Raw genomic sequence first — 17,287 nt, 5'->3', positions numbered from 1 at the left:
ATTTGTCATAGTACTTATTTACAAGTGCGCTTATGCTTTCAACCGAAATACCTTTTGAGCAGTCACATGTCCAAACTTGCCCCTTTAGATGATTTAGTTAAACAATATAAGCAATTTGATTATCACAATGATCCTCAATTAAAAAAACGTTTACATGAAGCACAGCAATGGCTGAAAAACCGCATTCAAGTGACGCACCAAGATTTATTTAACGAAACTCAAAACCAGTTGATGGCACAGTACTTTTTAAATCGTCTGTATGGCGGTCCTGAGTTCGATGCTTTAGCCAAACAAATTGAACGCTTGGTGAAAATTGCCCACAAAGCCGAAAAAATGGTGCCTGAAAATACGATTCTGACTGGCATACAATCGGTAGGGCTTGCTGTATTGGCAATGCGACTTGATCAAGAAGTGGCCAAACAACTATTAGAAGATTATCCAGCAGATCAAGCCATCGATGATGAAATGATGCGCCTGACCTTGATCAAATTAGATCAACGACAAGCACGTCTGCAACAACTCGATTTGTTAGATGGCTTAGGTGTCAGCCTAGATAAATATTTACGTTCTTTCATTGTGCATACTGCTTTTAAAATGTGTAAAGGCCCTGCGCACAAATATAAGTTTGATTTGATGTATGATTTTATTGGCGAAGGTTTTGCTGCCATGAAACCGTTAAAATCGGCGACCAAATTTATCCAAAGCTTTACCACAAAAGAGCGCATCATTGTTGACAATGTACATTCAGGCCAAGCCAATCCCTTTAGAGTATGATAAGGTCTGAATGATTTCAGGATATTTCTGATCAGCTTTTCAGCCATCTGCGAAATCCTGTGCAGGAATATCCAATACAGAGCAATTGATCCAATTTTCTGTATATTTTTCATATCAATTGCATGATCAAGACTGTAAAAAATGCAAGAATCTGTCATCATGCAATCCATTAAGATTGACTATTTTTGTGTTCAGGAGTGACTCGAATGTCTAGCGAAAATCAACAGCCTACCGCTCAAGCTGAGTCGGCGAACAATAACACAGACAAAGTGAGTCCATTTTTAACTGAACCGCTGCCAACAGGTACACCACAAGGTCAACAACAATCTTTAGAACAAAAGCTGACCACTACCCCTGTTAACGGTACTGTGCCTAAATACAATTTGCCACGTGGTGCCAATACCGGCAATGTCGGTGAAACCACCCACTTCGGTTTTAAAACCGTGAATAGCGAAGAAAAAGCGCAAAAAGTGGCAGAAGTATTCCATTCAGTTGCCAGCAAATACGACATTATGAATGACTTAATGTCATTTGGTATTCACCGTCTTTGGAAACGCTTTGCGATCAATATGTCGGGCGTGCGTCGTGGTCAACGTGTGTTGGACATCGCAGGTGGTACAGGCGATCTTGCCAAAGTGTTTAGCCGTGAAGTAGGTCCTACCGGTCATGTGGTGTTATCTGACATCAATGAATCGATGCTGAATGTGGGTCGTGATCGTTTAATCGATGCCGGCTGTACCAATGTTGACTTCGTGCTGGCCAATGCTGAAACCTTGGAGCCATTCGAAGACAACAGTTTTGACTTGTTGACCATTTCATTTGGTTTACGTAACGTGACGGATAAAGATGCTGCACTTGCTGCAATGTACCGGGTGTTGAAACCAGGCGGTCGTTTATTGGTGCTTGAATTTTCTAAACCGGTGTTTGAGCCGTTCTCTAAACTCTATGATTTGTACTCATTCACGGCATTGCCATTGATGGGTAAAATCATTGCCAATGACTCAGAAAGTTATAAATATTTGGCAGAATCTATTCGTATGCACCCTGACCAACGTACCTTAAAAGGCATGATGGAAAATGCAGGCTTCCAAAACTGTGATTACCACAACCTGACTGCCGGTATTGTTGCAGTCCACCGTGGTTTCAAACTTTAAGGTTAAGCATCATGTGGTCGATTCTGGCATTGGGTGCAGTTGAACGCATTATTCATCATTGTATTAATTTGGATGCGATTACCCGCATTCAACTCAATGAGCTTCAAGGCAAGATGTTGCGTGTGGTGATTGATTCTCCGCAAGTTTCTGTTGATGTGTTTTTTGACCATGAAAAAGTACGTTTAGAACCAACGGTGACTGGTCAAAGTGCCCAAGCCTCAATTTTCGAGCAACGTCCTTTTGATCAAGCACAGAAAATTTCTGAAGCCAATGCCACTTTACATGTTGAAAATGCAGTGGCTTTGGTTAAATTACTGTTGGCAGAGGATGTCGGCAATATTCCATTGCAAGGTGATTATCACCTTTTGCAGAATATTCAACGTATTCTTCAACAGGCGGAGCCTGATTTGGCCTCGCAACTCAGCCCTTGGATTGGACCAAACTTGGCCAGCCAATTGGGCAAAATTCAAAACGTTCCGAAACAACTGTTTAAGTCTCTAGACAGTCATTTATTCTTTGCAGAAGACTTCTTAAAAGAAGACAGTGGTCTGTTTGCACCACGTTGGCAAATGGATGATTTACAGCACGGGACGCGTCAGCTCAGCCAAAATATCGACCGTCTTGAAGCCAAAATTCAACAACTTCAAAATCAGTTTAATCCCCAATAAGATCTAGGTAATTGCATATATGATTCCGCACATTAGACGTTTAATCGAACTTTGGCGCATCGCCGCGCACTATAGACTCGACACGTTATTTCCCGCGGAAGAGATCCCTGCAAAAGCCCGTCCGATTTTAAAACTGATCCATATGCACCCTGCGGCGTGGTCGAGTCGTGAGCGTAAAAACCCGCTCAAGCTCAAAGAAGCATTGGAAGACATGGGGCCTCTTGCGATCAAAATGGGGCAATTGCTCTCAACCCGTCGTGATTTGATTCCACCTGAGCTGTTGCAACAGTTGGTTTTATTGCAAGATCGGGTTAAGCCCTTTGGCAATGACGTAGCCAAAATGCGCATTCAAGAATCGCTAAAAGCAGACGTTAATACTTTATTTGCACGTTTTGACGAACAACCTTTGGCTGCGGCGTCCATTGCCCAAGTCCACACGGCAGCTTTGCATGATGGCCGTGAAGTGGTGGTGAAAGTCACACGTCCGAATATTCGTGCGCAAATCCTGCAAGATTTTGAAATTTTAGAATGGCTCGGTCACTATCTTGAAAAGCGTCTTGAAGCCGCACGTGCATTGCATTTATCTGAAATCATTCAAGACTATCGTCAGACCATTTTGAATGAATTGGATTTGACCCTAGAAGCCGACAATACCCGCCGTATGCGTCATTACTTCACCGGCTCAAGCATGATGTATGTGCCTGAAGTATATATGGACAGTAAGCATGTCTTGGTCGAAGAGCGCATTACCGGTGTACCGATTTCAGATATTGCGACTTTTGATCGATTGGGTATGGATCGCAAGGATTTGGCTGAAAAAGGTTTAACCATCTTCTTTACCCAAGTGTTCCGTGACAACTTCTTCCATGCCGACATGCATCCGGGCAATGTGTTTGTTGAAACCATTAACCCAAGCAATCCACGCTTTATTGCCTTGGACTGCGCCATTATGGGTGAGTTGTCCAAGAACGATCAGATGACCGTGGCACGCATGTTACTCGCCGTGATGAACAGCGATTTCATGCAACTGATTCAAATCGTGCATCAAGCCGGTTGGATTCCACCGGGCACTGATCAAGATGCTTTGGCACGTGAAATGCGCCGTACCGTGGGACCGATGGTGTCCAAACCGATGCATGAGTTGGACTTTGCCGGTATTTTGATTCAAGTGATGGATATTGCACGTCGTTTCCATCTCGAGATTCCACCACAATTGATGCTATTGCTAAAAACTTTAGTGCATGTGGAAGGTTTAGGGACAGATTTATACCCTGAGCTGGATATTTGGAAACTGGCAAAACCGATCCTGACCGATTGGATTAAAGCCCAAATGAATCCGCAAAAGAACTTAAAAGAGTTGGGGCAAAAAATCCCAGACTTACTTTTAGGCGCGCAGGATTTACCGACCCTGATGATTGACAGCTTAAATGGCTTAAAGAATCAGTCGGCTTGGCATGCCAAACAACTGAATGAATTGCAAAGTATGCGCCTACAAATGGAGCATCAGCAAAAACGCAGTTGGATTTTTGGTAGCCTGATGGCGATTCTATTGTCCATTGCCATTATTGCACCGTGGTATGTGTCGATTATTCTGATTGTAGTTTCAAGTTTCATTGCCATTTGGCGTGTTGCTAAATAACTTTCCCCTATTCACAGAAGGATGATGCTGTTAATCATCCTTTTTTTTGCTTTAAAATTGATGATGACTGATAAGTCAACTTCTGTTTTATCTTGCCATTGCTCAGCTTAATCAAAGCTTTAATATTCAATGGCTAATCACCTGAGTGCTTTGAGATGACCGAAATTTTAAAAAAATCAGACCCTGTTTTAGATATCCGTGTCGGGTCTCAAGCACGTCAACTGATTTTAAAAGAAGGTCTACAGGCGCATCATGTCGACATTATTCCCGGTGCGGCTGGGGGACCAAAAGGCATTGGTATTCAAGGTTTAGACCAAGCGATCTTTGGTGAGTTTTTACCACGTGCGCAACAACGCCGTACTTTAATCGGTTCATCGATTGGCAGTTGGCGTTTTGCCAGTATCGCAGGTCACGGCGCTAAGCCAGGCACTGATTTACTCGGCGAACTGTATACCCATTTAGAATTTGATAAAAAGATGACCCGCCATGAAGTCGGTGTGGTCTGCCGAGAGATGTTGCATCAATTGGTGGCCGGTCTTGAGCAGAATATCGTTGAGCATACTGATTATCACCTCACGGTACTGGCGGTAAAGTCTGAAAAAATTTTTAAAAGTGATCGTACCCTGCCGCTCCTTGCTTCAGTGTTGGGCATCGTGGCGAGTAATGCGATTGCCCGTCCGAAAATGAAGACTTTTGTCGAACGCGTCATTGCACAGCCACAAGCCGAACAAAACTTTAAAATCAGCGATGACGGCTTTAAAACCCATTATTGCCCTCTCAATGCATCTAATTTAGAAGACTGGCTGATGGCATCGGCCTCGATTCCGGTGGCGGTGCCTGCAGTGCGCAATATTGCCGATGCACCTGAAGGGGCGTATCGAGATGGGGGTTTAATTGATTATCACATTGACCTGCCCTTTCAAAGCCAAGGACTGGTGCTGTATCCGCATTTTACCGACAGCATTACGCCAGGATGGTTTGACAAAATGTTGAAGTCGAGAAAAGCCAATCCTGACAATCAAGCCCGTACCGTGTTGATTTCGCCATCAGCATCGTATTTAAGGGGTTTACCACTCGGACGCTTGCCTGACCGTAAAGATTTCACACTCAAAGGATTGAGCCAACAGCAACGTATTGCACTGTGGAAGCAAAGCATTGCTGAGAGTCAACGTCTAGGAGACGCCTTTTTGGAATTGGTCGAGAAGCAGGAATTTGAAACCATCATGCAAGATCTTTGATCTTGCATGTGAACTGTAGCTCAAACCTAAGTTACGATATACAAGATCACTATCTATAGAGATGTGCTATCAGCTAGTCTCTATACGCATCTTTCATTAAAACCAAACGCAATCAACACCGTTATTGTGCAGCGACTGATTTATTTGCTACATTGAATCAAACATAACAATTTTTATAACAATGACATCTCTTCATTTTGCAGTCGTCGGTGCAGGTACAGCCGGTATCGCCACGGCTATTTTACTGGCCAAACGCAACATTCAGGTCACACTATTTGAAAAAGCCCCAACCCTTGATCCTGTGGGTGCAGGACTCTTGTTACAGCCTGCGGGTTTAGCGGTCTTTGAACATTTGGGCATTTTAGACGATGCCTTAAAACTCGGCGCTCGAGTCAATGGTTTAGAAGGACGCCTGCCCAATCAACAACTGTTGGTCAACAGCCATTATCATCAAGTCGGAGCTGAGTACTACGGACTCGGAATGCATCGTTCCAGCTTGTGTCATGTGCTTGCCTCCAAAGCCCAAAGTTATCCGGATTTGATTCACTGGCAGATGGATGCAGATATTCAATCCTATAGCGAATCGAAACATGAGATTCGAGTGAAAGGCCTGATTTCAGGGCAAACTTATGAAGGTGGCTTTGATGGCTTAATCATTGCCAATGGTGCTCGCAGTACTCTTAGACCGCAGGCTTGGGTTAAAGTCGATCAGGCATATCCGTGGGGAGCAAAATGGACCATCGTGCCTGAATGCTTGGCTTTAGATCCTGAAATTTTGCATCAGTTTCATCAGGGCTCAAAACTGATGTTGGGGATTTTGCCAACAGGCGCTATTCCGTCTCAACCTGAACAGCGTCTCTCGAGTATTTTTTGGAGTATGCCAACCCCTTTATTGGATCATTTTCTCAGACGTAGCCAAGACCGAGTACAGTGGCTGAATCATATTGCCGATCAATGGCCGGAAGTTGCGACGTGGTTGGCAAATGTGATTCATCAGCCCAATGAACACGGGCTGATGCAGTCAAGGCAATGGCTTTCTGCGCAGTATCGTGATGTGGTGATGTCCAAGTTTGGCCAAGCTCGGGTTGCGGTGATCGGTGATGCTGCGCACGCCATGAGTCCGCAATTGGGACAAGGGGCGAATATGGCGCTTTTGGATGCATGGGCACTGAGTCAATCTATTGATTTCTCACGTCGTCATGAACAGATCGATTGGAGCAAACTGTGGCAGCATTATCATCAGCAACGAGGCTCCTCAACCCGCTTTTATCAATTTTTAAGTCGTTTGATTACCCCACTGTATCAATCCGATCTTTGGTGGGCGGGTGGCTTAAGAGATTTGAGTTTTGGCTGGATGTATAAAGTGCCGTATTTTAGAAAAGAAATGGCGTTAACGGTGTCAGGTCTAAAGTCGGGCATGTTCACCCAGATGCAATATCAGGATATTGCACGCTCAGATCGCCATGACCTTTCAACATAAACTTATGAAATTGTGTTGCTTCTAGGCAAAAGGTATTAATTTACTCGCAAAATAATGCAAATCGCTTAAACTAAGGCGCTGGCTTATTTTCCAGCCCTTTTAAAATTTTCTATTTTGGTGAAACTCTCATGAACAATGTGCAATGGCTCGATGAAGTAAAATTTAACGAACAAGGATTGATTCCTGCTATTGCTCAGCATCATCAAAGCGGGCGAATTTTGATGGTGGCATGGATGAACCGTGAAGCATTGGCACTGACGGCTGAAAAAAATCAAGCGGTGTACTTCTCTCGTTCACGTCAAAAATTATGGCACAAAGGCGAAGAATCTGGTCATTTTCAAACTGTACATGAAATCCGTTTAGACTGTGATGCTGATGTCATCGTGCTGCAAATTGAACAGCATGGTGGGATTGCCTGCCATACCGGTCGTGAATCATGCTTCTACCGTAAATTGACCCCAAATGGCTGGGAAATTGTTGATGCGCAGCTCAAAGACCCAAACCAAATCTATGGTGAAAAATCTGTCAACCCACATACTTTGGCCATGAATGCATCAACTGCTCAAGCTGAACAAGTCGATGTTTTAAGCTACTTGGGTCAAATGATGGCAGAGCGTAAAGCGGCTGATCCAGATTCCTCTTATGTGGCAAAGCTCTACCACAAAGGCTTAAATAAAATTTTAGAAAAAATTGGTGAAGAAAGTTTTGAAACCGTGATTGCGGCGAAAGAATTTCAAACAACAGCCAATGAAGACAATAAAAATGACCTGATCTATGAAGTGGCTGATGTGTGGTTCCACACTATCGTGATGCTCGGTTATTTCGACCTCGACATTCAGTTGGTGCTGAATGAGCTCGCACGTCGTCAAGGTTTGTCAGGACTTGTTGAAAAAGCCAATCGTAGTCACTAAGTCCGATCGCTCAAATGCTTTAGTGTTGAAAAGCCATGTTTAGACATGGCTTTTTTTATGGCTACAGCGTTTTTTGTACATCTGTCTAAACGAGCTATTTAATAAGACAGAACATGTCGTTTCATCTGAATTGTTCTGCCTGTTCAATTCAATTTCTTGCTATACTCACTGATCAATTTTGATCCACTTTCGTAGACTTGATATCACTGTGCCTGAACTGATTAAACCGACCCTTGAACAGCAATTTGCCATTGAGCAAGCGCAAAAAGGTGACTCATTCAAAGTCATTGCATATGCAGGCACAGGGAAAACCACCACGTTAAAATTGGTCAGTGATGCGATGCAGCAGCGTCGGGGTATGTATTTGGCTTTCAATAAAGCCATTGCTTCTGAAGCGCAGAATAAATTTCATCAACGGGTCGACTGTCGTACCTTTCACTCCCTCGCCTTTCGTAGCGTTCCACGTGGAGTGACTGACAAACTTCGCCTGCCCCGTTTAAGCCCCAGTTTTATCGCCAAAGAATATCGCCTCCAGCCGATTACCTTACGCCGCATGATGGGCGGACGTTATGAAAAATATGCCCTGATGCCAAGTCGTTTAGCGAGCCTTGTCGCCAATGCAGTCAGTTATTTCTGTTCGACCAGTTCGCAATACCCTGCTCCGCGTCATATTCAAGCGCCGAGTTGGTTACATCCGGATGATATAGAACCGCTACAAACGCACCTCTACCCTGCGGTGGAAAAACGTTGGCTCGAGTCGATTGATCCAAATCATCAAGCCGGCATCGGACATGATATTTATTTAAAACTCTGGGCATTATCCGATCCCTATATTCCTGCGGATTATGTATTGTTCGATGAAGCACAAGATGCCGACCCCCTGATGCTTGGGATTTTACTGAGACAGCGTAATACCCAAGTCATTTATGTCGGGGATGCGCATCAACAAATTTATGCGTGGCGTGGTGCGGTCAATGCCATGCAACAAATGCCTTTGCCTGAATCCCGACTCACCACCTCGTTTCGTTTTGGCGATGCCATTGCCGATGTTGCCAATCGTTTACTCGGTGCATTATCAGAAACCGTACCTTTGATTGGTAATCCGGATGTGAAATCCAGTGTTGTCAACAAACCGCATACCAAAATGCGCGATGCGATTTTATGTCGCACCAATGCCCGTGCCATGGAATTGCTACTTTCAGGCTTGGTGCAAGGGGATAAAGTCAGTCTACAAGCGGATCATGCCAAATTGAATCGTTTTGTCGATGCGGCGAGTTTACTGAAACAAGGCAAACGTGTGGTCGATGTGCCTGAGTTGGCATGGTTTAACTCATGGCATGATGTGCATGAATACTGTGAAACCAATGATGGCAGTGACATTAAACCCTTAGTCAAGTTGGTCGATGATCATGGTACCGACCCACTCAAAAAAGCCTTGGCCAAAATCACCCCGATTGAGCAAGCGGATTATGTGATTTCAACGGCACATAAAGCCAAAGGTTTAGAGTGGAATCGGGTGCATATTGAAGATGATTACCAATTTAAAATTAACGGTTTAGAACATAAAATCAGCGATGAAGAACTGCGTTTACTGTATGTGGCCTGTACTCGTGCTAAAATCAGTTTAAATATTCACCATATTTATGATTTGGTGCAGCAACTTAAAATCAAAGCACCTTTGAAACCCTTAGAAAATAAAGCAACAGCATAATTTGAACACATTGTCAGACTGCATCCTCTAAACCCTGCAATGTGCATTTCAAATCATGCATATAACAGACTAGACGTTGCAGGATGATTATGAAATTACAATCGATACATTTGCGCCATGCGCACCATTTCGCTGATTTAAACATCAGGTTCAACGCCACCCAAAAACCGATTAGTCTAATTTTGGGTCAGCAGTCTTCGGGTAAAACCGTTATTCTGAAAAATATTTATCAAGCACTGACGTGGTTCCCGGCACGTTTTAAAGACAACCGTACTGCAGGTGTGGTGATGCTCGATTCAGACATTATGCAACATCGAGTGCAATCGAAAATTGAAGTTCAGGTGCGTTTCCCCAGTGAAATTGGCAGTTTGGCTGAGAGCACCACCAGTGAAGAAAAAGATGTTTCCGTCTGCGCATGGAAACTATATAAAACTCTGAACTCGAATGGCGTGGGTTTTAGTAAAGTCGACACCCAACAACTCGAACAGATGGCCAAGCTATACAATCAAGCCCTTGCCCAAGACCCATTTATTGGTCTACCGATGATTGCCTATTACCCAACCGATCGTTTCGTGAATGAGATGAATCTGATCAGTAAAAATAATCCGGGCGTGTTTCAACAACATTCTGCTTATGAACTGGCAGCCTTACCTTACACCACGTTTGCGCGTTTTTTTGAATGGTTTCGTGAAGTCAGTGATATTGAAAATGCACAAACGGCACAACTGTTTCAACAGATTTTACAACAATCAAAACAGCAAGATGCAGCGCCTAATGGCGCAGATACATCACACAATGCACAACAAGATCCAAGCGCCGATGATACGTCCGAAACAACATTTAAGGACAGCTCCTTGAGCCAGAGTTTGTTTCAAGCACAAGCTCAACTGCATACCCCGAGTTTGAATGCGCTTAAAACAGCACTTAACACGGTTTTTCCTGAATTTTCTGATCTGTATTTGGAATATCAACCCAAGTTACAGTTGATGGTGGTCTATCAGGGGCAAACCATGCCTTTTAGCCAACTGTCCAATAGTATTCGCAACTGGGTGGCGTTGGTGGGCGATATCGTGCGACGCATGTGTCTGCTCAACCCAAAGAGCCTGTTCCCTTGCATGGAAGGCGATGGCATTTTATTGATAGACAATATTGATGCTCAGCTAGACCAAGACATGACCCAGAATGTTTTACCGCGTCTGCATCAAGCCTTTCCCAATGTGCAGATCATCGCCACAGGGACTAGTGAAGATTTGCTTGAGCATGCTACGCACTATCAATATTTCAGACTGGAACACCAATCTCTTGAAGAGATTGACCTTGAAGCCAATCAAATGGCACTCGATGATTTATATCAAGACTTAATGAGCGAAGTGTCTGCCTCGGAGCTTGAGCAATTGACTGAACCGCAAACCGCGCTCAACAAGGTGGAAACGCTTTTTGAACAAGTCCAACAATTGAGTGATGAGCAACAACAGGCATTGCTAAAACTGATGCGTGGGGATGACAGTCATCAGTCGGTGAAGCTTTAACAACGAGCGACATCGACTGACCGATGAAATGTGTACGCTCCCTCTTGCAATGCATACGCTTTTTAACAGACCTTGGAATGAAAAAGCTTTAAAATCCTGCAAGTGGGGACAAAAACGTTTGCTGTTATTTTGTTCATGTAATAAGATCGAGAAACGCATACATCTATGAAAGGGTATGGGTTTTTCATTGATTTTTTGAAATCTTTATCAAGTTGCGCAACACAGCTTGTTTTTGTTTATTTTTAAAACTGTTCTGCTTTCAAAATTTAAGTAATTGGATCTCTCTTTGTTATCCTCAAATCTTTGAAAGATAAAACTCACATTAGGTTTCGACCTACTCAACACAACGGATATGAGTGTGCTACCGATTATTATATTGTTACCGTTAATACTTGGCACTTTCCTCGTCCTCTGGCTGAAGCAATTCTCACGCGGGGTGACAGCTTTAGGGGCAATCGGGGTCAGTTTAAGTAGTTTCGGCTTATTACTGACTCAAGCCAAAGCAGTGTTTAATGGTGCTGCTGTTTCTGAAACTTGGGCTTGGCTACCGCAGCTCGGTATTGATTTTAGTTTTCGGCTCGATGCGCTCGGACTGATTTTTGCCTTACTGATTACCGGTATTGGCACCCTGATTTACATTTATGCTTATTATTATTTAAATCCTAAAAATTCGCTTTCTAAACTTTATTTCCTACTGATGCTGTTTATGGCAGCCATGTTGGGTATTTCGCTTTCAAATAATTTACTGATTTTGCTGACCTTCTGGGAACTGACCAGTATTTCCTCGTTCCTGTTGGTCGGGTATTGGAACAATTACGATGCAGCCCAAAGAGGCTCACGTATGGCATTGACCATCACAGGACTGGGCGGGCTTGCCATGCTTGGTGGTTTTATTTTATTGGGGCAAATCACCGGCACGTATCAGATTGATCAAATTCTGACGATGCGTGAAACCATTCAAAGTAGTCCGCTGTTTATCCCTACGCTGTTGTTGGTACTTTTAGGTGCCTTTACCAAAAGTGCGCAGTTCCCTTTTCATTTTTGGTTACCCAATGCCATGGCAGCGCCGACGCCTGTGTCGGCTTATTTACACTCGGCGACCATGGTGAAAGCCGGTATTTTCTTGTTGGCACGACTGCTGCCGATCTTTGTCGGCTCAGCGCTGTATCACAACCTAGTGACCACGATTGGTCTTTTAACGCTGTGTATGGCGGCATTCTTTGCCATTTTCAAAGAAGATTTAAAAGGTTTACTCGCTTATTCCACCATCAGCCATTTGGGTTTAATCGTGGCGTTGCTGGGGATTGGCTCACCGCTTGCCGTGGCTGCTGCGATTTTCCATATCATTAACCATGCCACTTTCAAAGCGGCATTGTTCATGATTGCAGGGATTATTGACCATGAAACTGGCACACGAGATCTCAGAAAACTCAGTGGGATTTGGCAACTGCTACCGTTTACTGCCACCTTAGCCATGATTACCGCCGCAGGGATGGCAGGCGTGCCACTGACCAATGGTTTCTTGTCCAAAGAAATGTTCTTTACTGAGCTGCTTGAAAATTTAAGTGGTGGTGTGGCTGTCACCGCAGCGATTGTTGCGACCTTGGCAGGCCTATTTGCCGTTGCCTATTCAGCACGTTTGATTCATGGGGTATTTTTTGATGGTGACATCGGCCGAGATGTACCGAAAAAAGATGCGCATGAACCCCATATCGGTATGCGCGCACCTGCCATTTTATTGGCGACCCTAACCATTGCAGTGGGTATTCTTCCTGCGCTTTTGGTTGAGCAAATTGTCAATGCTGGCACACGTGCCAGTACACAGTTGGCAACTTTTGAAGGCACTCATTTGGCCTTATGGCATGGCTTTAATTTACCGCTTCTGATGAGCGCGATTGCTTTGATTGGTGGTTTGATCTTTTACTTTGCCTTGGCCAAAGGCGGCAAAATTCGTGACATCGACCTTGACCCAATGTTGGGGGCTTTTCAAGGTAAATTATTATTTGAACAATTTTTAAAACAATTATTACTCAACTCACGCAAATTCAAACGTGCCACCGAGACCGGCTCACTACAAAATTATCTACTCTGGATTGTGATTTTCACTGTCGCAGTGGTGGCACTACCTTTCATTGGGCAAGGCATCACCACTGGCACCCGTGAACTGACCCATGCACCGTTGTTGGCGATTGTGCTGTGGTTATTATTGTTCTCTGCCTGCTGGATGATGCTGTGGTTCCACCATGAACGCATTAAAGCGGTACTGATCAGTGGTGCGGTTGGACTGGTGGTGACCATGGTGTTTGTCAGCCTGTCTGCACCGGATTTGGCATTAACCCAAATCACGGTGGATGTGGTGACTACGGTGCTGCTCCTGATGAGCTTGGCACTGTTACCACAACTGACCCCCTATGAATCTTCTCGAACACGCCGTTGGCGTGATGCCGTCATTGCGATTGTCGGGGGACTAGGCATTGGTTGGATTGCGTGGTTGATTCTGACCCGAGACCATAACTCGATTTCATGGTTCTTTATGCAACAGTCCTTACCGTTGGGTGGCGGTTCCAATGTGGTGAATGTGATCTTGGTGGATTTCCGTGGGTTTGATACCTTCGGTGAAATTACCGTACTCGGCATTGCTGCGATTGGTGCTTTGTGCTTGATGGATGGGATGCGTGCTCATGGCACCATCATCACGCAAGGGCTCACTTACCGTTTCAATCCATCCCCTCTAATGTTCCGTATGACAGCGTCATGGGTTCTACCGATCGCATTGGTGGTGAGCCTGTATATTTTCTTACGTGGTCATAACTTACCTGGAGGTGGTTTTATTGCGGGTCTGATCACCTCAATGGCGCTCGTGATTCAATACATTGCCTTAGGTCAAGATCAAGCGGAAAAGCTATTGCGCGCGAAGTCTGGGCGTCTTTATGAAATTTGGATCGGGATCGGTTTAATGATCGCAGGTCTCACCGGTATTGCGGCTTGGCTGTGGGGACGTCCATTCCTGACCAGTGCCCATATTTATATCCACCCTGCCCTGCTTGGAAAAATGCATTTGGCCTCTGCTGCTGCATTTGATTTAGGCGTGTATATCACCGTGGTCGGCGCCACCATGCTGATGATTTCAGTGTTGGGAGATTCACGTAACACCAGTATCACCGGTCCGGTACCAAAGGGGTAATGCATGATTAGTTTAGAATTTTTACTCGCAACCGCAATCGGACTTTTGGTTTCAACAGGTATTTACCTGATTTTACGTGCCCGTACTTTCCCTGTGGTACTGGGACTGTCCATGATTGGCTATGCGGTCAACTTGTTTTTGTTTGCCATGGGACGACTGCATATCAGTTCACCGGCCATTTTAACCGACTCAAGCAAAGTCACTGACCCTTTGCCTCAAGCTTTGGTATTGACTGCGATTGTGATTGGCTTTGCCACCACAGCTTTTATTGTGCAATTGGCGCTACGCAGTCGCTATGAATCAGGCACAGATCATATCGATTCCAAAGAGGATCCAAACTTAATTGACCCACGTGAGGATGAGCCTTAATCATGACGATGTTAGAATTTTGGCAGCATCACAGCCCGATTTTCAGTATTTTAATTCCGGCATTTACCGCCTTTATTTTACTGTTATTGGGTAATCCGGGGTCGGGGTCCTTGGCGCATGATTGGCGTCAACCGTGGCGTCGTGGCATCAGTTTAGTGTCCATGCTGTTGGGGCTTGCGACGGCGATCAGCTACTTGCAATTAGCCAATACAGGCCAAATTACGGTCTATCAACTCAGTGAATGGACCGCACCCTTTGGGATTGTGTTGGTGCTCGACCGACTTGCCGCGTTCATGTTGGTACTGACCTATGCACTGGCAGTACCGATCATGTGGTTCGCCAGTAAAGAATGGGATGAGCGTGGTCGATACTTCCATGCCATGTGCCATTTTTTATTGATGGGTCTGTGTGGCGCATTTTTAACCGGCGACTTATTTAACCTGTTTGTGTTCTTTGAAATCCTGCTGATGGCATCCTATGTATTGCTGTTACATGGTCAAGGCAAAGCACGTTTCCAACTCGGTATTCATTATGTCACCATCAATTTAGTCGCTTCCGCTCTGTTCTTGATTGGTCTCGGCATGATTTATGGCAGTGTCGGCAGTCTAAATATGGCGGACGTCCATCGCCTATTGCCTACCCTTGAAGCCGATCAACATCAATTGGCGATTGCAGGCGGACTACTGTTATTTGTGGTGTTTGGCATCAAAGCAGCAATTCTACCGGTCGGCTTTTGGTTACCGAAAACCTATGCGGTGGCGACCACACCTGTGGCTGCACTCTTCACCATCATGACCAAAGTCGGTCTGTATGCCATTCTACGTATCAATGCCAATGTCTTTGATGATGCGATCGGACGTGAAATACTCGCCCATTTACTTCTTGCGATTGGACTGATCACCTCAGTCTATGGCGTGATTGGGGCTATGGGCGCCGAGCGCTTAAGGCGTTTTGTCGGCTTTATGATTTTGTCCTCTGTCGGCACCATCGTGACTGCATTTTCATTGTGGACCGAGCAGGCTTGGAGTGCAGCGCTGTATTATTTGGTGCACAGTACCCTGATTGCAGGTGCGTTCTACCTGCTCTGTGGTTGGGTCACCTCTCAACGCGGAGCTTACAAAGATCATTTTAAAACAGCACCGCGAATTAAACAAAATACAGTGGTGTCGATTACTTACTTCATCATTGCTTTAATGATGGCAGGTTTACCTCCATTTAGTGGATTCTTGGGTAAAGTCTTCATTCTGCAAGCCACGGCAAGCTCGCCTTATCAGTTGCTGATTATCATCACAGTATTGATGGTGAGTTTACTCAGTATTATTGCCTTTACGCGTGTTGGCTTTGTGCTGTTTTGGCGTGCAACAGCACCTGAGGACAATCCGAAAGAAAAAGCCTTTGCCGAATATCAACAGTTGCCTGCCATCGCACCGCCACGCAATGACCGGACTATTTATCTGTTATTGGCGGGCTTGATGCTGTATGTGGTGTTCGCACCGAATGTGATGCGCTATCTTGAGCAAACTGCACAACAACTGCAAAATCAGTCTTTGTATATCAATCAAGTGCTGAAAAAAGATGAATCCGATCAGGTCATCAGTGTGCAACCTTATGATCCTGCCTATTTGCCTGAAACCAAGTATGGTGGAGAGTCGCAAGATCCGAATGCACATTTGATTCCGCATATCATTAGTGATGACACCTTAAAAGGCGAACATATTTCGGATTACAAACAACGTCAAATCAATCAACAAGAGCAGCGTGTCGCTCAACCCGCGCATGATGCTCAACTTAAACCGATGGAGCCATAAATGGAGCATAAAAATTCATTTCGTGACCGAATTTTTCCCCATCCCTTTGTCTCGGTGATTGTGGGTTTAAGTTGGCTGATGCTCAATCACAGCATTGAGCTATTTGACTTGATGGTGGCGATTTTATTGGCGCTGTTTATTCCCAAAATTGTACAACCCTTTATTGTACGCACCCCAAATATTCATTGGTCGCTTGCGATTAAATTGCTGTTTGTGGTTTTGTGGGACATTATCGTATCGAATATGCGCGTGGCAAAACAGGTCTTGGGGCCACTCGATCAATTGCATCCAAAATGGTATCGCGTGCCTTTAGACACCAACCATGAGCATGTCAATACCTTGTTGGCTATGATCATTACCACCACACCGGGCACGGTCAGCGCGGGTATCGATCAAGAACGTGGCGATATTTTAGTTCACTCACTCAATACCGATGACCCTGAAGCGGATATTCTCGAGATTAAAACCCGATACGAAGCCCCACTGATGGCTATTTTTAGCGTAAAACTTAGCGTTGAACCAGGAGATCAAGCATGACCATTTTGCCTTATGCCCTTGGCATCTGTTTATTTGCCTTGACGGTGTCGATGTTATTGTGCTTGATTCGTTTGGTGATGGGACCCTCAATTGTCGACCGTCTGCTGGCACTCGATACGTTGTTTTTAAATGCGACCTGTGTTGTGGTGATTTTAGGCATCTATTGGGCCAGCACGTCTTTGTTTGAAGGTGCGTTATTGGTGGCTATGCTTGGTTTTGTCTCCACTGCTGCGCTTGCCCGTTATTTCACCACCGGTCATGTGATCGATTAGGAGATACCTATGT

General features: G+C 44.8%; 14 protein-coding genes. All 14 read left to right on the top strand.

What is annotated here, in order from left to right; all coding sequences use genetic code 11:
* Positions 1–66: 66 nt before the first annotated feature.
* The 14 genes from G8D99_RS01450 to G8D99_RS01385 all read left to right on the top strand — a co-directional run bounded on the left by G8D99_RS01450 (position 67) and on the right by G8D99_RS01385 (position 17,274).
* Positions 67–774: an FFLEELY motif protein gene (locus tag G8D99_RS01450; RefSeq protein WP_166321964.1), complete on the top strand. Its 708-nt coding sequence runs from the start codon at positions 67–69 to the stop codon at positions 772–774.
* A 206-nt stretch (positions 775–980) separates the two neighbouring features.
* Positions 981–1,928 carry a bifunctional demethylmenaquinone methyltransferase/2-methoxy-6-polyprenyl-1,4-benzoquinol methylase UbiE gene (gene ubiE, locus G8D99_RS01445; RefSeq protein ID WP_166321962.1) on the top strand — a complete coding sequence of 316 codons (948 nt, stop codon included), beginning with the start codon at positions 981–983 and terminating at the stop codon, positions 1,926–1,928.
* Between the two features lie 11 nt (positions 1,929–1,939).
* On the top strand, positions 1,940–2,596 hold the full coding sequence (locus tag G8D99_RS01440; RefSeq protein WP_166321960.1) for a ubiquinone biosynthesis accessory factor UbiJ: 657 nt from the start codon (positions 1,940–1,942) through the stop codon (positions 2,594–2,596).
* Between the two features lie 19 nt (positions 2,597–2,615).
* Positions 2,616–4,235, top strand: coding sequence for an ABC1 kinase family protein (locus tag G8D99_RS01435; protein WP_166321958.1), 1,620 nt, complete (start codon positions 2,616–2,618; stop codon positions 4,233–4,235).
* Positions 4,236–4,390: 155 nt separating this feature from the next.
* The gene (locus G8D99_RS01430; RefSeq protein ID WP_166321956.1) at positions 4,391–5,473 is read left to right on the top strand and encodes a patatin-like phospholipase family protein; all 1,083 of its coding nucleotides are present in this window, start codon (positions 4,391–4,393) and stop codon (positions 5,471–5,473) included.
* A gap of 181 nt (positions 5,474–5,654) precedes the next feature.
* Positions 5,655–6,953 (top strand): FAD-dependent oxidoreductase, encoded by a 1,299-nt coding sequence (locus G8D99_RS01425; protein WP_166321954.1) that lies wholly within the window; start codon positions 5,655–5,657, stop codon positions 6,951–6,953.
* 128 nt (positions 6,954–7,081) lie between these two features.
* Complete coding sequence (hisIE, locus tag G8D99_RS01420; RefSeq protein WP_166321952.1) at positions 7,082–7,864, top strand: bifunctional phosphoribosyl-AMP cyclohydrolase/phosphoribosyl-ATP diphosphatase HisIE; 783 nt, start codon at positions 7,082–7,084, stop codon at positions 7,862–7,864.
* Between the two features lie 208 nt (positions 7,865–8,072).
* Positions 8,073–9,575, top strand: coding sequence for a UvrD-helicase domain-containing protein (locus G8D99_RS01415; RefSeq protein WP_406741504.1), 1,503 nt, complete (start codon positions 8,073–8,075; stop codon positions 9,573–9,575).
* 89 nt (positions 9,576–9,664) lie between these two features.
* The gene (locus G8D99_RS01410) at positions 9,665–11,104 is read left to right on the top strand and encodes an AAA family ATPase (protein WP_166321950.1); all 1,440 of its coding nucleotides are present in this window, start codon (positions 9,665–9,667) and stop codon (positions 11,102–11,104) included.
* A 352-nt stretch (positions 11,105–11,456) separates the two neighbouring features.
* Positions 11,457–14,288, top strand: a complete 2,832-nt coding sequence (locus G8D99_RS01405; RefSeq protein ID WP_166321948.1) for a monovalent cation/H+ antiporter subunit A — start codon at positions 11,457–11,459, stop codon at positions 14,286–14,288.
* A gap of 3 nt (positions 14,289–14,291) precedes the next feature.
* Positions 14,292–14,657 carry a Na+/H+ antiporter subunit C gene (locus tag G8D99_RS01400; protein ID WP_166321946.1) on the top strand — a complete coding sequence of 122 codons (366 nt, stop codon included), beginning with the start codon at positions 14,292–14,294 and terminating at the stop codon, positions 14,655–14,657.
* Positions 14,658–14,659: 2 nt separating this feature from the next.
* Positions 14,660–16,465, top strand: a complete 1,806-nt coding sequence (locus tag G8D99_RS01395) for a monovalent cation/H+ antiporter subunit D (RefSeq protein ID WP_406741503.1) — start codon at positions 14,660–14,662, stop codon at positions 16,463–16,465.
* Positions 16,466–17,002 carry a Na+/H+ antiporter subunit E gene (locus G8D99_RS01390; protein WP_166321944.1) on the top strand — a complete coding sequence of 179 codons (537 nt, stop codon included), beginning with the start codon at positions 16,466–16,468 and terminating at the stop codon, positions 17,000–17,002.
* Positions 16,999–17,274 (top strand): monovalent cation/H+ antiporter subunit F, encoded by a 276-nt coding sequence (locus tag G8D99_RS01385; protein WP_166321942.1) that lies wholly within the window; start codon positions 16,999–17,001, stop codon positions 17,272–17,274. The genes G8D99_RS01390 and G8D99_RS01385 overlap by 4 nt, the downstream gene beginning before the upstream one ends.
* Positions 17,275–17,287: the final 13 nt, after the last annotated feature.

It is taken from the genome of Acinetobacter lanii (assembly GCF_011578285.1).
Taxonomy (GTDB): domain Bacteria; phylum Pseudomonadota; class Gammaproteobacteria; order Pseudomonadales; family Moraxellaceae; genus Acinetobacter; species Acinetobacter lanii.
The sequence above is the reverse complement of the archived record's forward strand: the minus strand, read 5'-3'. Positions and strand labels throughout refer to the sequence as shown.

What these genes read in the sequence shown, in the direction of transcription:
- G8D99_RS01440 (WP_166321960.1), top strand. Translation starts at nt 1,940, where the DNA reads ATGTGGTCGATTCTGGCATTGGGTGCAGTTGAACGCATTATTCATCAT.
- G8D99_RS01395 (WP_406741503.1), top strand. Translation starts at nt 14,660, where the DNA reads ATGACGATGTTAGAATTTTGGCAGCATCACAGCCCGATTTTCAGTATT.
- G8D99_RS01435 (WP_166321958.1), top strand. Translation starts at nt 2,616, where the DNA reads ATGATTCCGCACATTAGACGTTTAATCGAACTTTGGCGCATCGCCGCG.
- G8D99_RS01390 (WP_166321944.1), top strand. Translation starts at nt 16,466, where the DNA reads ATGGAGCATAAAAATTCATTTCGTGACCGAATTTTTCCCCATCCCTTT.
- G8D99_RS01410 (WP_166321950.1), top strand. Translation starts at nt 9,665, where the DNA reads ATGAAATTACAATCGATACATTTGCGCCATGCGCACCATTTCGCTGAT.
- hisIE (WP_166321952.1), top strand. Translation starts at nt 7,082, where the DNA reads ATGAACAATGTGCAATGGCTCGATGAAGTAAAATTTAACGAACAAGGA.
- G8D99_RS01430 (WP_166321956.1), top strand. Translation starts at nt 4,391, where the DNA reads ATGACCGAAATTTTAAAAAAATCAGACCCTGTTTTAGATATCCGTGTC.
- G8D99_RS01400 (WP_166321946.1), top strand. Translation starts at nt 14,292, where the DNA reads ATGATTAGTTTAGAATTTTTACTCGCAACCGCAATCGGACTTTTGGTT.
- G8D99_RS01405 (WP_166321948.1), top strand. Translation starts at nt 11,457, where the DNA reads ATGAGTGTGCTACCGATTATTATATTGTTACCGTTAATACTTGGCACT.
- G8D99_RS01385 (WP_166321942.1), top strand. Translation starts at nt 16,999, where the DNA reads ATGACCATTTTGCCTTATGCCCTTGGCATCTGTTTATTTGCCTTGACG.
- G8D99_RS01450 (WP_166321964.1), top strand. Translation starts at nt 67, where the DNA reads ATGTCCAAACTTGCCCCTTTAGATGATTTAGTTAAACAATATAAGCAA.
- ubiE (WP_166321962.1), top strand. Translation starts at nt 981, where the DNA reads ATGTCTAGCGAAAATCAACAGCCTACCGCTCAAGCTGAGTCGGCGAAC.
- G8D99_RS01425 (WP_166321954.1), top strand. Translation starts at nt 5,655, where the DNA reads ATGACATCTCTTCATTTTGCAGTCGTCGGTGCAGGTACAGCCGGTATC.